Genomic DNA, 16,860 nt, shown 5'->3' on the forward strand with positions numbered 1-16,860 from the left:
GTGAGCGGGATCATGACGGAGACGGACGAGGCGCGGCGCCCCAGCGGGGACCTGACGGTGCGCACCATCGCGATGCCGGCCGACACGAACGCCAACGGCGACATCTTCGGCGGCTGGGTCATGTCGCAGATGGACCAGGCCGGCGGGATCGCCGCCGTGGAGCGCTCGCAGGGACGGGCGGTCACGGTCGCGGTGAATGCGATGACGTTCATCCGGCCCGTGCGGGTCGGTGACGTCCTCTGCGTCTACACCCGGATCGATCGGGTGGGGCGCAGTTCCATGAAGATCGAGGTCGAGGCCTGGGCGCGGCGCTTCCGCACCCAGTTTCGGGAGCAGGTCACCGAGGCGACCTTTACCTTCGTGGCCATCGACGACGAGGGCCGGCCGCGCGCCATCGAACCGACCTGACCGCCCGGGGGGTCCGATCGGGGCCGGGCACTCAGGCGTTGGGGGCCGCCACCTTCTGGCGCAGGCCCGTGATGACCGCCTTGAGGACATCCGCGTCGGCATCGGAGCTGCCCATGCAGCGGACCGATTCGATCCGTTCGTGCACGAAGGACAGCTTGGCGATCACCGCCGGGGTCAGCTTGAACGGGAACAGGGCCGGCTGGCCCATGCTGCGGCTGAGCGAATTCACCGCGTAGGTGAGGGGCAGCCACGCCTCCACGATCCGGCTGAAATCCGTCATCCGGTAGGGGTCGAAGTCGATCACCACCGGCTCGGACGAGCCGTGGCGCAGGCGCGGACGCACATGCATCTCGAAGGTGCTGGCGGTCTCCAGCGTGTCGACGATGTGGAGGTATTGAGCCCAGGTCTCGGCAAAGTCCTCCCACGGATGCGCCGTGGCGTAAGCGCTGACGTAGCTCTCCTCCCAGTCCGGCGGTGCTCCGTGGGCGTAGTGGCGCTGCAGGGCGCCGGAATAGTTCAGCCGCTCGTCCCCGAACAGGGACCGGAAGGTCCACAGGCTCTGGTCGAAGCGCACCAGCACGTTCCAGAAGTAATGTCCGATCTCGTGGCGGAAATGCCCGAGCAGCGTGCGGTAATACTCGCCGAACAGCATCCGCCGCCGCTCGCGCTCGACGTCGTCGGCCTCGGCGATGTTGAGGGTGATGAGACCGCTGCGATGCCCGGTGAGGACGGGTGGCCCGATCTGATAGCTTTCCGACGGATCGACCAGGAAATCGAAGGCGAGACCCGTGGCGGGGTTCTCGTCACGGGTCATCAGCGGCAGGTCGAGGCGCAGCAGCGAATAGAACAGCCGATGCTTGGCCGCCTCGATCTGGCGCCAGCGGGTCAGGTTCCAGGCGATGGAGAGATCGGGCACCACGTGGTTGTGGCGGCAGGTGACGCAGTAGCGGTTGGGGGAATCGTCCGGGACCAGCCAGTTGCAGGCGTCGTGATCCGCGTTGGCGCAGAACCGGTACTTGCGGCCCGGATTCGCGTAGGCGTGCCAGAGGCCGTTCACCGGCTCCACCGCCGACATCTCGTGGACGTCGCAGACATAGCCCAGCCGACGCTCGCAGCTCTCGCAATGGGTGCTCTCGAAGCTGATCGGCTGGTGGCAAGCCTGGCACTGGAAGATCTTCATGGAGCCGTCGGGGGACGCCTTTCCTGTCTGTCCGCGGAGCGTCGCATGCCGCCCGCGAGGGAACCCTCTTAGCCTATCCGCACGCGATACGGTGGCAAAGCATGGGAGGGGACCGAAGTTCCGGCCCTGGGGCTCGGCCGGCATGGCCGAACCCCGGGAGCACGAAACTTGCAGGCCGTCACGGGCCGTACCCGTCCTGGCCATCCCCCGGCGCGAGGATGGGGCGGTCGTCGTGCGGGCGGCCTTCCGGGTCCCCGCGCGCAAGGGCATCGCTTGCGGGTCTCCGTTGGCGTATGTCTCTGGTGAAGCTTTCTTCGGAGCACCGCAGGGTGGTGCCCCGTCCCTCCGCCGCCGGCGCGTGCCGATCCGCCCGCCCGGCGCCCTGTCCAGTCACAGCGGGAGCCCCCGTGTCGATCAAAGCCGCCCTGCACCACGTCACCCACTACACCTACGATCGGCCGATCACGCTGGGCCCCCAGGTGATCCGCCTGCGCCCGGCGCCGCATACGCGGACCGCCGTTCCGGCCTACTCGCTCAAGGTTCTGCCGGAGAACCACTTCATCAACTGGCAGCAGGACCCGAACGGCAACTGGCTCGCCCGGCTGGTCTTTCCGGAGAAGACCACCGAGCTGAAGATCGAGGTCGACCTCACCGCCGACATGTCGGTGATCAACCCATTCGACTTCTTCGTAGAAGACTATGCCCAGACCTGCGGCTTCACCTACGCGGACGACCTCACGGCCGAGCTGAAGCCCTACCTCGTCCTCGACGACGCCATGGCGCCGGAGGTGGATGCCTTCCTGGAGCGCCTCCCGGCCGAGCAGAACACGGTCCTGTTCCTCGTGGCCCTGAACGCGCAGGTGGCGCAGGAGATCACCTATGGCGTCCGCATGGAGCCCGGCGTCCAGACCGCCGCCGAGACCCTGACGCTGAAGAGCGGCTCCTGCCGCGACTCGGCCTGGCTGATGGTGCAGATCCTGCGCCGCCTCGGCATGGCGGCCCGCTTTGTGTCGGGCTACCTGATCCAGCTCATCCCCGACACCACCGCCGTCGACGGGCCGGCCGGCACCACCACCGACTTCACCGATCTGCACGCCTGGGCCGAGGTCTACCTGCCGGGCGCCGGCTGGATCGGGCTCGACGCCACCTCCGGCCTCCTCTGCGGCGAGGGCCACATCCCGCTGGCGGCGACCCCGCACCACGCCTCCGCGGCGCCGATCTCCGGCCTCGCCGAGCCGGCGGGCGTCGAGTTCGGCTTCGAGATGACGGTGACCCGCGTGGCCGAGGCGCCGCGCATCACCAAGCCGTTCTCCGAGGAGGTCTGGGCCGCGATGGACGCCCTCGGCGACCGCATCGACGCCGACCTCGCCGAGCAGGACGTCCGCCTGACCATGGGCGGGGAGCCGACCTTCGTCTCCATCGACGACTTCGAGTCGCCCGAGTGGAACGCCGCCGCCGTCGGTCCGACCAAGCGCGGCCTCGCTGACAAGCTGATCCGTCGCCTGCGCGATCGATTCGCCCCCGGCGGCATGCTGCATTACGGCCAGGGCAAGTGGTATCCGGGCGAGAGCCTGCCGCGCTGGGCCTTCGCCCTGTACTGGCGCCGGGACGGTGTGCCGGTCTGGAAGGATGCCGGCCTGATCGCCCCCGAGGACGGCCCCCGCGACGCCGACATCCACAAGGCCAAGGCCCTGATCGACGGAGTCGCCAAGCGCCTCGGCCTCGGGGCCTACGTGTTCCCGGCCTTCGAGGATCCGGTCTACTGGTCCGACAAGCGCGACGAGTTGCCCCCCAACGTCACGACGGCGGAGCCGCACTACCCGAACCCGGAGACCAATGCCCGCATGGCGCGGGTCTTCGCGCGCGGTCTCGGCGAGGCCGCGGGCTATGCCCTCCCGCTGGCGAGCCTGCCCACCGGCAAGGCGAGCGATTCCGACCGGCTCTGGATCTCGGAGCCGTGGGACTTTCGCCGGGGCCACGCCTTCCTGACGCCGGGCGACTCGCCGGTGGGCTACCGCCTGCCCCTGTCCTCGCTGCCCTTCGTGCCGCCCGAGCACTATCCCTATTACCAGCCGCAGGACACGCTCGAAGCCCGCGCCCCGCTCCCCGAGGGCCATCCCGGCCCCGAGACCGTCAACGGCTCCGGCGTCACCGGCGTCGCGGTCCGCACCGCCTTCGCGGTGGAGCCGCGCGACGGCATCCTGCACGTCTTCATGCCGCCCCTGCAGCGGGTCGACGAGTACCTGGAGCTCCTGGGCCATCTTGAGGCGACGGCCGCCGCGCTGAAGCAGCCGCTCCACATCGAAGGCTACGAGCCCCCCTTCGACCCGCGCCTCAACGTCATCAAAGTCACGCCCGATCCCGGCGTGATCGAGGTCAACGTGCATCCCGCCGCGGCCTGGCGCGACGCCGTGCGGATCACCACCGACCTCTACGAGGATGCCCGGCAGATCCGCCTCGGCGCGCAGAAGTTCATGACCGACGGCCGACACACCGGCACCGGCGGCGGAAACCACGTGGTGCTCGGCGGCGCGACACCGGACGACTCGCCGTTCCTGCGCCGGCCCGACCTCCTGAAGAGCCTGGTGCTGTACTGGCAGCGCCACCCGGCGATGTCCTACCTGTTCTCGGGCCTCTACATCGGTCCGACGAGCCAGGCGCCGCGCATGGACGAGGCGCGCCACGATGGGCTCTACGAGCTCGAGATCGCCATGGCGCAGGTGCCGAAGCCCGACGAGCCCAACATCCCGCGCTGGCTCGTGGATCGCATCTTCCGCAACATCCTCGTGGACGTGACCGGCAACACCCACCGGTCCGAGATCTGCATCGACAAGCTCTACTCGCCGGACGGCCCCACGGGGCGCCTCGGGCTCCTCGAATTCCGCTCGTTCGAGATGCCGCCGGACCCGCGCATGAGCCTGGCGCAGCAGCTCCTGCTGCGGGCGATCGTCGCCTGGCTCTGGCGCGAGCCGCAGGAAGGCGGCTGTGTCCGCTGGGGCACGGGCCTGCACGATCGCTTCATGCTGCCCCACTTCCTGTGGGCCGATTTCCTCGGCGTGCTGGAAGACCTCCGGGCGGCCGGCTACGACTTCGACCCGGCGGCCTTCGTGGCGCAGCGCGAGTTCCGCTTCCCGGTCTTCGGAACGGTGGAGCAGGGCGGCGTGAAGCTGGAGCTCCGCCAGGCCCTCGAACCCTGGCACGTGCTGGGCGAGGAGGGCGCGATCGGGGGAACCGTGCGCTACGTGGACTCGTCGGTGGAGCGTCTGCAGGTGAAGGTCGAGGGCTACGTGCCCGGCCGGCACGTCATCGCCTGCAATGGCCGGCGCCTGCCGATGACCGGCACCGGGACCGCCGGCGAGGCGGTGGCCGGACTGCGCTTCAAGGCGTGGCAGCCCGCCTCCTCGATGCACCCCACGATTCCCGCGCACTCGCCGCTCACCCTCGACATCCTCGACGCCTGGAGCGGCCGGTCGCTGGGCGGCTGCCGGTACCATGTCAGCCATCCGGGCGGACGCAACTACGAGACCTTCCCGGTGAACACCTACGAGGCGGAGGGGCGTCGCCTCGCGCGCTTCCAGGCCCACGGCCACACCCCCGGCAAGATCGCGATGCCGCCCGAAGAGACCAATCGCGAGTTTCCGATGACGCTCGACCTGCGCACCCCCGCACCCCCGGGCTTCGCCCTCCCATGAGCGCAGCGGCCGCGGCGGAGATACAGGGACGGGCCGAGCGCCTCGCGCGCTGGACCTCCGCATACCGGCCGCATCGGGACGTCCCCGACGAGCTGATGGATCACGAGGGCCGTCCCAAGGGGGCCTGGCCGAGATTCCTAGACCAGCTCGGCGGCATGGACGAGGTCGAGATCGGCGCCCGCTTCATCTCGGCGGTCCGGCGCATCCGCGACACCGGGATCTCCTATCGGATCTACGGCGACAAGCGCGAGCATGCCTGGCCGCTGGGCTCGCTGCCGCTCGTCCTCGAACAGGCGGACTGGGAGACGCTGAGCGCCAGCATCGTCGAGCGCGCCGCGCTGATGGAGACGATCCTCGCCGACCTCTACGGCCCGGAGCGCCTTGTGGCCGAGGGCCTGCTGCCAGCCGCAGTGGTGGCGGGCAGCCCGGAATTCATGCGCCCCCTGGTCGGCGTCACGCCGCCGGGCGGCCGCTTCCTCAAGCTCTACGCCGCCGACGTGACGCGCGGGCCCGACGGGCGCTGGCGGGTGCTCGCCGACCGGACGCAATCGCCCTCCGGGCCCGGCTACGCCCTGGAGAACCGGCTCGTCCTCACCCGCGCCTTCCCGGACCTCCATGCCGACCTGCAGGTCGAGCGCCTGGCCGCCTTCTTCCAGGCCTTTCGCGATGGCCTCGCGGTGGGTGCGCAGCGCAGCGACCCGCGCATCTGCCTCCTGACCTCAGGGGTTTTCAGCTCGACCTATGTCGAGCAGGCCGCGCTCGCCCGCTATCTCGGCCTGCTCCTGGTGGAGGGCGACGACCTCGTGATGCAGGACGGAGCCCTGCACATCCGCACCGTCTCCGGCCTGAAGCGGGCGGACGTGCTCTGGCGGCGCATCGACTCCGACTACCTCGACCCCCTGGAGCTCAACCCGGCCTCGCGCCTCGGCGTCCCGGGCATCGTGGAAGCCCTGCGCAACGGCAACCTCGTCGTCGGCAACATGCCGGGTTCGGGCATCCTCGAATCCGGTGCGCTCGCCGCCTACCTGCCCGGCATCGCACGGCATCTCCTCGGGCGGGACCTGACACTCGCCGGGCCGAAGACCTGGTGGTGCGGCGATCCGCGGGCGCTGGCCGAGATCCGCGACCGGCTCGACAGCTTGAGCCTGCGTCCGGTGGCGACGCCTCCGAAGGGAGCCGTCCGCGACGCGATCCTGGCCCCGCACGCCCTCGATGCCGAGCGCGACCGCCTGCGCGCGGCCCTGCGCGACCGGCCTTTCGACTACGTCGCCCAGGAGACGATGCCGCTCGCCACCATGCCGGCCTGGGATCCGAGCGGCGGCTCCCCGCGCCTAGTGCCGCGGCCCTTCGTGCTGCGGGTCTTCGCGGCGGCGACGCCCGAGGGCTGGCGCGTGATGCCGGGCGGCTTCTGCCGCATCTCGGAGCGGCCCGATGTCGAGCCTCTTGAGATGCGCGCCGGCATCAAGTCGGCCGATGTCTGGATCCTGTCGCGCGATCCCGTGGAGCCGGTCACCCTGATTCAGACCGGGCCGGCGCGGGTGCGCCGGATCGCCGGGCACCTGCCGTCGCGGGCGGCCGACAACCTGTTCTGGTTCGGGCGCTACGTCGAGCGGGCCGAGGCGGTGATCCGCCTCGTCCTCGCGCATCTCGGCAGCGTCGGTTCCGCCGTGATCGCCGACATGGCGGGCGACGCGAAGGCGCCCACCGCGCTGCGCATTCGTGCACTCCTCGACGAGTGGGGGGCCATCGAGGCCCCCGACCTGCCCACCGCGGCCCTGGCCCAGCAGGCCCTCGGCGGCCACGACGCCCACGGCTCCGCCCTGCGCCACAGCCTGTCCGCGCGGATCAACGCCGCGACCCTGCGCGAGCGTCTCTCCGGCGAAGCCTGGCGGGCGCTGGCGGACCTGAAGGAGGTCCTGGAGATCGAGGCCGGGCAGGCGTTGCCGGAAGCGCAGCTCCTGGGCCTCGCCGAACGCGCCCTCAGCCACATCGCGGCCCTGTCGGGTCTCGCCCAGGAGAACATGAACCGCACCACCGGTTGGCACTTCGTCGATCTCGGCCGCCGGATCGAGCGCGCCATCAACACCCTGAGCTTCGCCACCCGCTTCGCCGGCGACGGCGCCAGCGCCGAGGACCTCGGCGTGATGCTGTCCCTGTGCGATTCGCACGTCTCGTTCGGTGCCCGCTACCTGCAGGGGGTAGCCCTCGATCCGGTGCGCGACATGGTGCTCCTCGATCCGTTCAATCCGCGCTCGGTCGCCTTCCAGCTCGAGGCGATCACCCGGCATCTCGGCCAGCTTCCGGTTCTGCGGGCCGACGGGTTGCCCGAGCCGCACCAGCGCATCGCCGCCAAGCTCTCGGCCGAGTTCGCCACCGGCGAGGCGGCGGAGTTCGACGGCGCCGCCCTGATGCGCCTGGAGAACGAGGTCGAGGGCCTCGCCGACGCCGTGGCCACCCGCTACTTCCCCAACGGGCCGCATGCCCTGCGCCCGGAAAAGCTCGTGGGGCTCGCGTGATCTATACGCTGCGCCACCTCACAACCTACCGGTACGCCCGCCCCGTGCGCTTCGCCCGCTGCACCCTGCGCCTGCGCCCGCGCGACGGAGAAGGGCAAAGCGTGCTGGAGAGCGGCCTCACGATCACGCCCGATCCGCGGACCCGCATCGTCCGGCGCGACTATTTCGGTCTCGATGCCACCGCGGTTACGATCGACACGCCCCACACCGAACTGCGGGTGGAGGCCCTGTCGCGGGTTCGGGTCGAGCGCGATCCGCCGCCGCCGGCGGAGTCCGGCCGCTCTTGGGAGCAGGTGCGCGACGAGGCGGTGAATGGGCGCGGCCTCGGTCCGGAACGGCCGGTGCACTTCCAATTCCCGAGCCTGCGCGTGCCGCTGGTGCCGGAGGTGACGGATTATGCCCGGGCGAGCTTTCCCCCGGGCCGGAGCGCCTATGGCGGCGCCTTCGACCTGATGCAGCGGATTCGGGCGGACTTCACCTTCGACGCGAAGGCCACCACCGTGCACACGCCCCTCGCCGAGGCCTTCGCCCTCCGGGCCGGCGTCTGCCAGGACTTCACCCACATCATGATCGCGGCCCTGCGCGGCCTAGGCCTGCCGGCCGCCTATGTCAGCGGCTACCTCCGGACGATCCCGCCCGCCGGTCGTCCGCGCCTGCGCGGCGCCGATGCGAGCCATGCCTGGGTCTCGGTCTGGTGCGGGGACGGCTGGATCGGCCTCGACCCCACCAACGGCATCGGCATGTGCGACGATCACATCGTCGTGGCCCGTGGACGCGACTACACCGACGTGTCCCCCATCGACGGCATCGTTTCCGCCTCGGGCCCGCAGAAGCTCAAGGTCGAGGTGGACGTGGTACCGGACGGTGAGCCGATGCCCGAGCATGCGGCTCCGCTCCAGGCCACCCCGGCCTGACCGGCCCCGCCGGGATCCGAACGGACCCTAGGCGGATCTGGCCGTGAACAGACGGAAGGCTTCCAGGGTCTCGGCGCTGACGTGATGCTCGATGCCCTCGGCGTCGCGGCGGGCGATCTCGGGGCTGACCCCGAGCGCGCAGAGGAACTGCTCGACGATGCGGTGGCGCTCGCGGCTCTGCACGGCCAGGGCCTGCCCGGCCTCCGTGAGGAAGACGCCCCGATAGGGGCGCTGCTGCACGAGGCCGTCCTCGGCGAGGCGCTTCAGCATCTTGGCGACGGTCGGCTGGGCCACGCCGAGGCGCGCGGCGATATCCACCTGCCGCGCCTCGCCGCCATCACCGATCAGGTCGGCGATGAGCTCGACGTAATCCTCGACGAGTTCCAGCCGGCGCGCCTCGCGGGCTTGCCGGAAGCTCTCCACGTGGACGTCGGGATCGACCAGGGAGGTGTCGGGCGCGGAGGACGTCGAATCCTGCATGTGGCCGGCGAACTCCCCCGAACAATGGCGCCCTCGAACGGGAGCCCGAGCCGGTTTGTACCGAAGCCGCGCCCCGGATGGGAGCCCCCGGGGTCGGAAAGCCGCCTCAACCGCGCAGGTGAGCCACAAAATCCCGCGTGAACCGGGGCAGATCGTCCAGCGAGCGCAGGCAGATCGTGAGATCGCGCAGGGCCCAGGCATCCTCCAGGGGCACGATGGCGAGGGCCATGGTGCGCGCGGCCCGGGCCGCAGTGGTTTCGGGGACGATGCCGAGGCCGACGTCGCAGGCCACGAGCCGGCAGATCGCGTCGAAACTGCGCAGCTGCACCCGGAGGCGCATCGGAGGCCGGCCCGTGCGCGTGGCCTTGTCGGCCAGGAAGCGGGTGAGGGCGCTGGTCCGGTCGAGGCCGACCAGGGGATGCTCAATCACCTCCGCGAAGGCGACCGAGGCGCGCGCCGCCAGGGGGTGCCCGGTGGCCGCCACCATGACGAAGCGGTCCTGTCGGAACGGATAGGTCTCCAGGGCGCCGGTATCGACGGTGCCGGCGACGATACCGAGATCGGCCGAGCCCTCGGCCACCAGCCCGACGATCTCGTCCGAGGTCCGCTCCTCGATGTCCACGCTGACACCGGCCTGACGGGCCAGGAAGGCGCTCAGGACCTCGGGCAGGAATTCCGTGAGGGCGTTGGTGTTCGAGACGAGGCGGATCTGCCCCACCGTGCCGCCCGAGAAGGCGGCCAGGTCCTCCTGCATCCGGTCGATCCCGTCGAGGAGCCCGCGCGCATGGGCGAGGAGCGACCGCCCCGCCGGCGTCGGCACCACCCCCTGGCGCCCCCGCGTCAGCAGCGCGGCCCCGAGGGTCTCCTCCATGGCGCGGATGCGCACCGAGGCGGCGGCGAGGGCGAGATTCGCCCGGGCCGCGCCGTGGGTGATCGAGCCCGCCTCCACCACGTGCCGGAACAGCGAGAGATCGACCAGATCGAAGCGCATCATCGGCTCGGGGCCCCCCTGCGCAGGGCGACCCTTCGCGGTTCCGTCAGCACTTCCTTAACCCTGTGGGTGCATCGTGCCGGCATGGTGGTCCGTCGTCGCGTCCGTGCTGTTCTGATGCCCCTCGGCCTCTACGCCGTGTCGGGCCTCGTCGTGGGCTTCTTCGTGCATCAGGCCGAAAGCGGCAACCGCGGCCTCGAGGCCAAGCGCGCCCTCAAGGTCCAGGCCCGCGCCCTGAACCAAGAGCTCAACGCCGCCAAGGCGGACCGGGCGATCTGGGAGCACCGGGTGGCCCTGCTGCGCAGCGATCAGATCGATCGCGACCTCTTGGAGGAGCGCGCCCGCGTCATGCTCGGCCGTGTCCATGCCAACGACGTGGTCATCATCGATCCCTGATCGGCCCCGGACGGCGAAACCCGTCGCCCGCGCAGGCGCTTCGCAACTGACAACTTCCCCGTTCTGTCGGGTGGGCGGCCTCGCTTTCACTTCGGGCGTGCCCTAGAACCCCCGGTGAACAGATGGTCCCGGGGAGTTGCCGATGGATGCCGCGAAGGATGCAGGCCAAGCCGCCTCCGACACAAGCCGGGCGGGGGCTGAGCGATCCGGGGGGGCGAAGCCCACGGGCGCGGCCGAAACCCACGCGCCGGCCCCGAACGCGCCGCAGTTCACCCGCGAGGAAGATCTCCACGCCTATCACGAGATGCTGCTGATCCGGCGCTTCGAGGAGAAGGCCGGACAGCTCTACGGCATGGGCCTGATCGGCGGCTTCTGCCACCTCTACATCGGCCAGGAAGCGGTGGTCATCGGCATGCAGATGGCCTCGGTCGACGGCGACCAGGTCATCACCGGGTACCGCGACCACGGCCACATGCTCGCCTGCGGCATGGATCCGAAGGGCGTCATGGCCGAGCTGACCGGCCGGCGCGGCGGCTACAGCCGCGGCAAGGGCGGCTCGATGCACATGTTCTCCCGCGAAAAGCAGTTTTTCGGCGGCCACGGCATCGTCGGCGCCCAGGTTTCGCTCGGGACGGGGCTGGCCTTTGCCGACGCCTACAAGAAGAACGGCAACGTCAGCCTGACCTACATGGGTGACGGTGCGGCCAACCAGGGCCAGGTCTACGAGAGCTTCAACATGGCGCAGCTCTGGAAGCTGCCGGTGGTCTACGTGATCGAGAACAACCGCTACGCCATGGGCACTTCGGTGGCCCGCGCCTCGGCCCAGACCGACTTCTCCCGGCGCGGCATTTCCTTCGGCATCCCCGGCGAGCAGGTGGACGGCATGGACGTGCGCACCGTGCGGGAGGCCGCGACCCGGGCGATCCAGCACGCCCGCTCGGGCGAGGGTCCCTACATCCTCGAGATGCAGACCTACCGCTATCGCGGCCACTCGATGTCCGACCCGGCCAAGTACCGGACCAAGGACGAGGTCTCGAAGATGCGCGAGGAGCACGACCCGATCGAAATGGTGCGCAAGCGCCTGATCGAGATGCACGGGGTGCCCGAGGCCGAGCTGAAGGCCACCGACGCCAAGGTGCGCGAGACCGTGAACGAATCCGCCGAGTTCGCCACGCACGATCCCGAGCCGGATCCGTCCGAGCTGTGGACCGACATCCTGCTGGAAGCCCGCGCCTGAGACCCATCATGTGTCGGAGACGGGGCGGCATCCCGCGCATGCGGCCGCACCCCTCGTCTCCGAAGGGCTGACCGCCTCATCCTCGATCGACGAGTATTTCATGGCGACCGACATCCTGATGCCCGCCCTCTCCCCGACCATGGAGGAGGGCAAGCTCTCGAAGTGGCTGAAGAAGGCGGGTGACCCGGTCAAATCCGGCGACGTGCTGGCCGAGATCGAGACCGACAAGGCGACCATGGAGGTCGAGGCCATCGACGAGGGCGTGCTCGCCAAGATCCTCGTCGAGGAGGGCACCGAGGGCGTGAAGGTCAACACGCCGATCGCGATCATCGCCGCCGAGGGCGAGGACGTTTCGGCAGCGTCCGCTGGCGGCGGTGTCCCGAAACCCGAGACGTCCGCGCAGCCCGCTCCGGCGCCCGACATGCAGGCCGAGGGCCAAGCCGAGAAGCCGGCCCCGAGCGCCAAGACCGGCGACGACGCGCCCAGGGCCCCGGCGGCCCCCGCCACCATCACCAACAAGGCGCCGGCGCCGGTCATGGAGGAGTTTCCGGAGGGCACCGAGATGGTCTCGACGACCGTCCGCGAGGCCCTGCGCGACGCCATGGCCGAGGAGATGCGCAAGGACGACGCCGTCTTCGTGATGGGCGAGGAGGTCGCCGAGTACCAGGGTGCCTACAAGATCACGCAGGGGCTGCTGCAGGAGTTCGGCGCCCGCCGCGTCGTCGACACCCCGATCACCGAGCACGGCTTCGCCGGCATCGGCGTCGGCGCGGCCTTCACGGGCCTGCGTCCCATCGTGGAGTTCATGACCTTCAACTTCGCCATGCAGGCGATCGACCACATCATCAACTCGGCGGCCAAGACCCTCTACATGTCCGGCGGCCAGCTCGGCTGTCCCATCGTGTTCCGCGGCCCCAACGGTGCGGCCGCCCGCGTCGGCGCACAGCACAGCCACGACTACTCGGCCTGGTACTCCAACGTGCCCGGCCTGAAGGTCATTGCGCCCTACACCGCGTCGGACGCCAAGGGCCTGCTCAAGGCGGCCATCCGCGATCCCAACCCGATCATCTTCCTCGAGAACGAGATTCTCTACGGCCAGAGCTTCCCGGTGCCGAAGCTCGACGACTTCGTGCTGCCGATCGGCAAGGCGCGGATTCACCGTCCCGGCACCGACGTGACCATCGTGTCGTTCTCCATCGGCATGACCTATGCCCTCAAGGCGGCGCAGGCCCTCGCCGAGGAGGGTATCGAGGCGGAGGTGATCGATCTGCGGACCCTGCGCCCGATGGACACCGACACGGTGGTGGAATCGGTGAAGAAGACCGGCCGCTGCGTCACTGTGGAGGAGGGCTTCCCGCAATCGGGCATCGGCGCCGAGATCTCGGCCCGCCTGATGGTCGATGCCTTCGACTACCTCGACGCCCCGGTCCTGCGCGTCACCGGCAAGGACGTGCCGATGCCCTACGCCGCCAACCTCGAGAAGCTGGCGCTCCCCAACGTCGCCGAGGTGATCGAGGCGGCAAAGGCGGTCTGCTACCGCTGAGGGCCGCGCGCGTTCCCCTCCCACTCTCCCCGTCCGGGGAGAGACCGGAGACGAGATGATGACCGACAAATTCGAAGAACTGTCCGCCCCGCCGGATGCCCTCGAGAACGGTGGCGTCGAGGTCCTTCGCGCCAGCGTCGTCGACGGGGCCGTGAGCATCGCCCTGCGGCGCTCCTTTGACGACGCAGCCACCTGGGGGCGCCTCCTCGCCGATCTCGCCCGTCAGGCGGCGCGGGTCTACGCGCTGGAGACCGAGATGTCGGAGGATGACGCCTTCGCGCGCATCCGCGCCGGCTTCGAAGCCGAGAGCCTCGACCCCGACGCGCCGATACTGAACTGACCGCCGCTCCCCCGATATCGCCCGCTGACGATCAGGATTTCCCCCCATGCCGATCAACGTCCTGATGCCCGCCCTGTCGCCCACGATGGAGAAGGGCAACCTCGCCAAGTGGCTGAAGAAGGAGGGGGACGCGGTGAAGTCCGGCGACGTGCTCGCCGAGATCGAGACCGACAAGGCGACCATGGAGGTGGAGGCCATCGACGAGGGCGTGCTTGCCAAGATCCTGGTGGCCGAGGGCACGGCCGACGTGCCGGTGAACGACCTGATCGCCATCATCGCGGCGGACGGCGAGGACCCGGCCAGTGTGCAGGCCCCCGGCGGCGGGGCCGCCGAAGCCCCGAAGGCCGAATCCTCCAAGGCGGAGGCGACCGCCGAGAACGCCACGCCCGGCGGCGGAACGATGTCCTACGCCCGGGTGAACGAGGCCCCGGACGGCGCGAAGCCCACGGGTGGCAAGAGCGAGGGCGCGAGCCCCGGCGCCGCGCCGTCGAACGAGGTCGGACGCGTCTTCGCATCGCCGCTGGCCCGCCGCATCGCCAAGCAGGAAGGGGTCGATCTCGGTGCGGTGACGGGCTCCGGCCCGCGCGGGCGGGTGATCGAGCGCGACGTCCGCGCGGCGCTCGCGGCCGGAACCGGCAAGGCGGCCCCCGCCGCCGCGCCGAAGCCCGTCGAGACCCCGCAGGCAGCGTCCGCACAGGCCGCACCGCCCCCCGCCAAGGCGGCGCCCCCCGCCGGCCTCTCCGCGGACCAGGTACGCGGCTTCTACGCGAAGGGCACTTACGAGGAAGTCCCCCTCGACGGCATGCGCAAGACCATCGCCAAACGCCTCACCGAGGCGATGCAGTTGGCGCCTCACTTCTACCTGACGGTGGATTGCGAGCTCGATGCGTTGATGGCCCTGCGCGAACAGCTCAACACGAGCGCCGGCAAGACCAAGGACGGCAAGCCTCTGTTCAAACTCTCGGTCAACGACTTCGTCATCAAGGCGATGGGCCTCGCCCTGATGCGGGTGCCGGCGGCCAACGCCGTCTGGGCCGAGGACCGGATCCTGCGCTTCGACAATGCCGAGGTCGGCGTGGCTGTCGCCATCGACGGCGGCCTGTACACGCCGGTAATCCGCCGGGCCGACCAGAAAACGCTCTCCACCATCTCCAACGAGATGAAGGACTTCGCCGCCCGGGCGCGGGCCAAGAAGCTGAAGCCTGAGGAATACCAGGGTGGCGTCACGTCCGTGTCCAACCTCGGCATGTTCGGCATCAAGCACTTCACGGCGGTGATCAACCCGCCGCAATCTTCGATCCTGGCGGTGGGTGCGGGCGAGAAGCGCATCGTGGTCCGCGACGGCGCCCCGGCCGTGGCCCAGGTGATGACCACCACCCTGTCCTGCGACCACCGCGTCCTCGACGGAGCGTTGGGCGCCGAACTGATCTCGGCGTTCAAGGCGCTGATCGAGAACCCCATGGGGATGCTGGTTTAGGCGGGACGGAGCGTCCGCCTGGCGAATACGGCTGAACCACCCCCACCCCGGTCCCTCCCAGTGCGTGGAGGACGTAGGAGCGCCCAATGGCCGACACCTATGACATCCTCATCATCGGCGCCGGCCCCGGCGGCTACGTGGCGGCGATTCGGGCGGCGCAGCTCGGGTTCAAGACGGCGGTGGTGGACCGCGAGCATCTCGGCGGCATCTGCCTGAACTGGGGCTGCATCCCCACCAAGGCGCTGCTGCGCACGGCCGAGATCTACCACTACATGCAGCACGCCTCCGATTACGGCCTGTCGGCCGAGAAGGTCGGATTCGACACCGCGGCAATCGTCAAGCGCTCGCGCGGGGTCTCGACCCGACTGAACGGCGGCGTCGGCATGCTGCTGAAGAAGAACAAGGTTGACGTGATTTGGGGCGAGGCCACCATCACGGCGGCCGCCAAGGGTAATCAGCCGGGCCAAGTCACCGTCAAGGAGACCACCCGCGCCCCGGCCCCCAAGGGCGCTCTGGCGGCGGGCGCCTATTCGGCCAAGCACATCATCGTCGCCACCGGAGCGCGGCCCCGCGCCATACCGGGCATCGAGCCGGACAAGAAGCAGATCTGGACCTACTACGAGGCCATGGTGCCAGAGACGATGCCGAAGAGCCTGCTGGTCATGGGCTCCGGCGCCATCGGCATCGAGTTCGCCTCGTTCTACCGCACCATGGGCGCCGAGGTGACGGTGATCGAGCTGCTGCCGCAGATCCTGCCGGTGGAGGACGCCGAGATCGCGGGCCTCGCCCGTAAGCGCTTCGAGAAGCAGGGCATCAAGATCCTCACCGGCGCCAAGGTGACGAAGGTGGAGAAATCCGCCGACGCCGTCACGGCGACGATCGAGACGGGGGACGGCAAGTCCCAGCACCTGACGGCGGAGAAGCTGATCTCGGCGGTGGGCGTCGTCGGCAACATCGAGGGCATCGGCCTCGAGACTCTCGGCGTTACCATCGAGCGCGGGATCGTGGTCACCGACGGCCTCGGGCGCACCAATGTGCCCGGCGTCTACGCCATCGGCGACGTCGCGGGGCCGCCGATGCTCGCCCACAAGGCCGAGCACGAGGGCGTCCTCTGCGTCGAGACGATCAAGGGCCTGCACACCCACGCCATGGACAAGGCCAAGATCCCCGGCTGCACCTACTGCCAGCCGCAGATCGCCTCGGTGGGCCTCACCGAGGCCAAGGCCAAGGAGCAGGGCTTCGCCGTGAAGGTCGGCCGGTTTCCTTTCGCGGGCAACGGCAAGGCCATCGCGCTGGGCGAGCCGGACGGCCTGGTGAAGACGATCTTCGACGCCAAGACCGGCCAGTTGCTGGGCGCCCACATGGTCGGCGCCGAAGTCACCGAGCTGATCCAGGGCTACGTCGTCGCCATGAACCTGGAGACCACCGAGGAAGACCTGATGCATACGGTCTTCCCGCACCCGACGCTCAGCGAGATGATGCACGAGAGCGTGCTGGATGCGTACGGGAAGGTGATCCACACCTGATCCCGCGCTACGACCCAAGCGGCACAGCCGCCCCTCCGAGGCCGCGCCGAACGCCCGCCTCGCAAGCCGCCGGCCAAGGCGACACCCGAGCGCCCGCCGACCGGAACGATCGCGTGCCGCGCACAGGAGAGCCCGCGCTGGATGGACACGTCTACGGCGC

Annotated in this window: 13 protein-coding genes; 10 read left to right on the forward strand and 3 right to left on the reverse strand. The window is 69.9% G+C overall.

Features of this window, described 5'->3' with window-relative positions; translation table 11 throughout:
* Positions 1–12 precede the first annotated feature (12 nt).
* Entirely contained in the window at positions 13–408 is a 396-nt protein-coding gene (locus ASG51_RS01415; protein ID WP_056211462.1) for an acyl-CoA thioesterase, read from the forward strand.
* A gap of 31 nt (positions 409–439) precedes the next feature.
* Here the strand turns inward: ASG51_RS01415 and ASG51_RS01420 are convergent, their stop codons facing one another.
* Positions 440–1,588 (reverse strand): putative zinc-binding peptidase, encoded by a 1,149-nt coding sequence (locus ASG51_RS01420; RefSeq protein ID WP_056272530.1) that lies wholly within the window; start codon positions 1,586–1,588, stop codon positions 440–442.
* A 407-nt stretch (positions 1,589–1,995) separates the two neighbouring features.
* On the opposite strand from ASG51_RS01420, the gene ASG51_RS01425 reads away from it, so the two are divergent.
* Genes ASG51_RS01425 through ASG51_RS01435 form a run of 3 tightly spaced genes read left to right on the forward strand, consistent with a single transcriptional unit; the run spans position 1,996 to position 8,710 of the window.
* A complete protein-coding gene (locus ASG51_RS01425) occupies positions 1,996–5,280 on the forward strand; it encodes a transglutaminase family protein (protein ID WP_056378573.1) in 3,285 nt (1,094 codons plus the stop codon).
* Positions 5,277–7,796, forward strand: a complete 2,520-nt coding sequence (locus ASG51_RS01430) for a circularly permuted type 2 ATP-grasp protein (protein WP_056378575.1) — start codon at positions 5,277–5,279, stop codon at positions 7,794–7,796. Before ASG51_RS01425 ends, ASG51_RS01430 begins: the two co-directional genes overlap by 4 nt.
* The gene (locus ASG51_RS01435) at positions 7,793–8,710 is read left to right on the forward strand and encodes a transglutaminase family protein (protein ID WP_056378577.1); all 918 of its coding nucleotides are present in this window, start codon (positions 7,793–7,795) and stop codon (positions 8,708–8,710) included. Before ASG51_RS01430 ends, ASG51_RS01435 begins: the two co-directional genes overlap by 4 nt.
* A 27-nt stretch (positions 8,711–8,737) precedes the next feature.
* Here ASG51_RS01435 and mntR read toward each other — a convergent pair whose 3' ends face one another.
* Both mntR and ASG51_RS01445 read right to left on the reverse strand, forming a co-directional pair.
* Positions 8,738–9,190 (reverse strand): manganese-binding transcriptional regulator MntR, encoded by a 453-nt coding sequence (gene mntR / locus ASG51_RS01440; RefSeq protein WP_055953004.1) that lies wholly within the window; start codon positions 9,188–9,190, stop codon positions 8,738–8,740.
* 106 nt (positions 9,191–9,296) lie between these two features.
* Positions 9,297–10,184, reverse strand: coding sequence for a LysR substrate-binding domain-containing protein (locus ASG51_RS01445; RefSeq protein ID WP_200941312.1), 888 nt, complete (start codon positions 10,182–10,184; stop codon positions 9,297–9,299).
* A gap of 81 nt (positions 10,185–10,265) precedes the next feature.
* Here ASG51_RS01445 and ASG51_RS01450 point away from each other — a divergent pair, with 81 nt between their 5' ends.
* From ASG51_RS01450 to lpdA, 6 genes are all read left to right on the forward strand, one after another.
* Positions 10,266–10,577, forward strand: coding sequence for a septum formation initiator family protein (locus tag ASG51_RS01450; protein ID WP_055953008.1), 312 nt, complete (start codon positions 10,266–10,268; stop codon positions 10,575–10,577).
* 142 nt (positions 10,578–10,719) lie between these two features.
* Positions 10,720–11,814 carry a pyruvate dehydrogenase (acetyl-transferring) E1 component subunit alpha gene (gene pdhA / locus ASG51_RS01455; RefSeq protein WP_056211273.1) on the forward strand — a complete coding sequence of 365 codons (1,095 nt, stop codon included), beginning with the start codon at positions 10,720–10,722 and terminating at the stop codon, positions 11,812–11,814.
* 100 nt (positions 11,815–11,914) lie between these two features.
* A complete protein-coding gene (locus tag ASG51_RS01460; RefSeq protein WP_056211467.1) occupies positions 11,915–13,357 on the forward strand; it encodes a pyruvate dehydrogenase complex E1 component subunit beta in 1,443 nt (480 codons plus the stop codon).
* 58 nt (positions 13,358–13,415) lie between these two features.
* Positions 13,416–13,697, forward strand: coding sequence for a DUF5076 domain-containing protein (locus ASG51_RS01465; RefSeq protein ID WP_056211469.1), 282 nt, complete (start codon positions 13,416–13,418; stop codon positions 13,695–13,697).
* Positions 13,698–13,743: 46 nt separating this feature from the next.
* Entirely contained in the window at positions 13,744–15,174 is a 1,431-nt protein-coding gene (locus ASG51_RS01470; protein WP_056378579.1) for a pyruvate dehydrogenase complex dihydrolipoamide acetyltransferase, read from the forward strand.
* 86 nt (positions 15,175–15,260) lie between these two features.
* Positions 15,261–16,700: a dihydrolipoyl dehydrogenase gene (lpdA, locus tag ASG51_RS01475; RefSeq protein WP_056378581.1), complete on the forward strand. Its 1,440-nt coding sequence runs from the start codon at positions 15,261–15,263 to the stop codon at positions 16,698–16,700.
* Positions 16,701–16,860 lie beyond the last annotated feature (160 nt).

This window comes from Methylobacterium sp. Leaf465 (assembly GCF_001424705.1).
Classification (GTDB): Bacteria; Pseudomonadota; Alphaproteobacteria; order Rhizobiales; family Beijerinckiaceae; genus Methylobacterium.

Bases quoted from the DNA above. Each gene is read 5' to 3' on its own strand.
- mntR (WP_055953004.1), bottom strand. From the start codon at position 9,190: ATGCAGGATTCGACGTCCTCCGCGCCCGACACCTCCCTGGTCGATCCC.
- lpdA (WP_056378581.1), top strand. From the start codon at position 15,261: ATGGCCGACACCTATGACATCCTCATCATCGGCGCCGGCCCCGGCGGC.
- ASG51_RS01415 (WP_056211462.1), top strand. From the start codon at position 13: ATGACGGAGACGGACGAGGCGCGGCGCCCCAGCGGGGACCTGACGGTG.
- ASG51_RS01460 (WP_056211467.1), top strand. From the start codon at position 11,915: ATGGCGACCGACATCCTGATGCCCGCCCTCTCCCCGACCATGGAGGAG.
- ASG51_RS01445 (WP_200941312.1), bottom strand. From the start codon at position 10,184: ATGATGCGCTTCGATCTGGTCGATCTCTCGCTGTTCCGGCACGTGGTG.
- pdhA (WP_056211273.1), top strand. From the start codon at position 10,720: ATGGATGCCGCGAAGGATGCAGGCCAAGCCGCCTCCGACACAAGCCGG.
- ASG51_RS01470 (WP_056378579.1), top strand. From the start codon at position 13,744: ATGCCGATCAACGTCCTGATGCCCGCCCTGTCGCCCACGATGGAGAAG.
- ASG51_RS01465 (WP_056211469.1), top strand. From the start codon at position 13,416: ATGACCGACAAATTCGAAGAACTGTCCGCCCCGCCGGATGCCCTCGAG.
- ASG51_RS01430 (WP_056378575.1), top strand. From the start codon at position 5,277: ATGAGCGCAGCGGCCGCGGCGGAGATACAGGGACGGGCCGAGCGCCTC.
- ASG51_RS01450 (WP_055953008.1), top strand. From the start codon at position 10,266: ATGGTGGTCCGTCGTCGCGTCCGTGCTGTTCTGATGCCCCTCGGCCTC.
- ASG51_RS01420 (WP_056272530.1), bottom strand. From the start codon at position 1,588: ATGAAGATCTTCCAGTGCCAGGCTTGCCACCAGCCGATCAGCTTCGAG.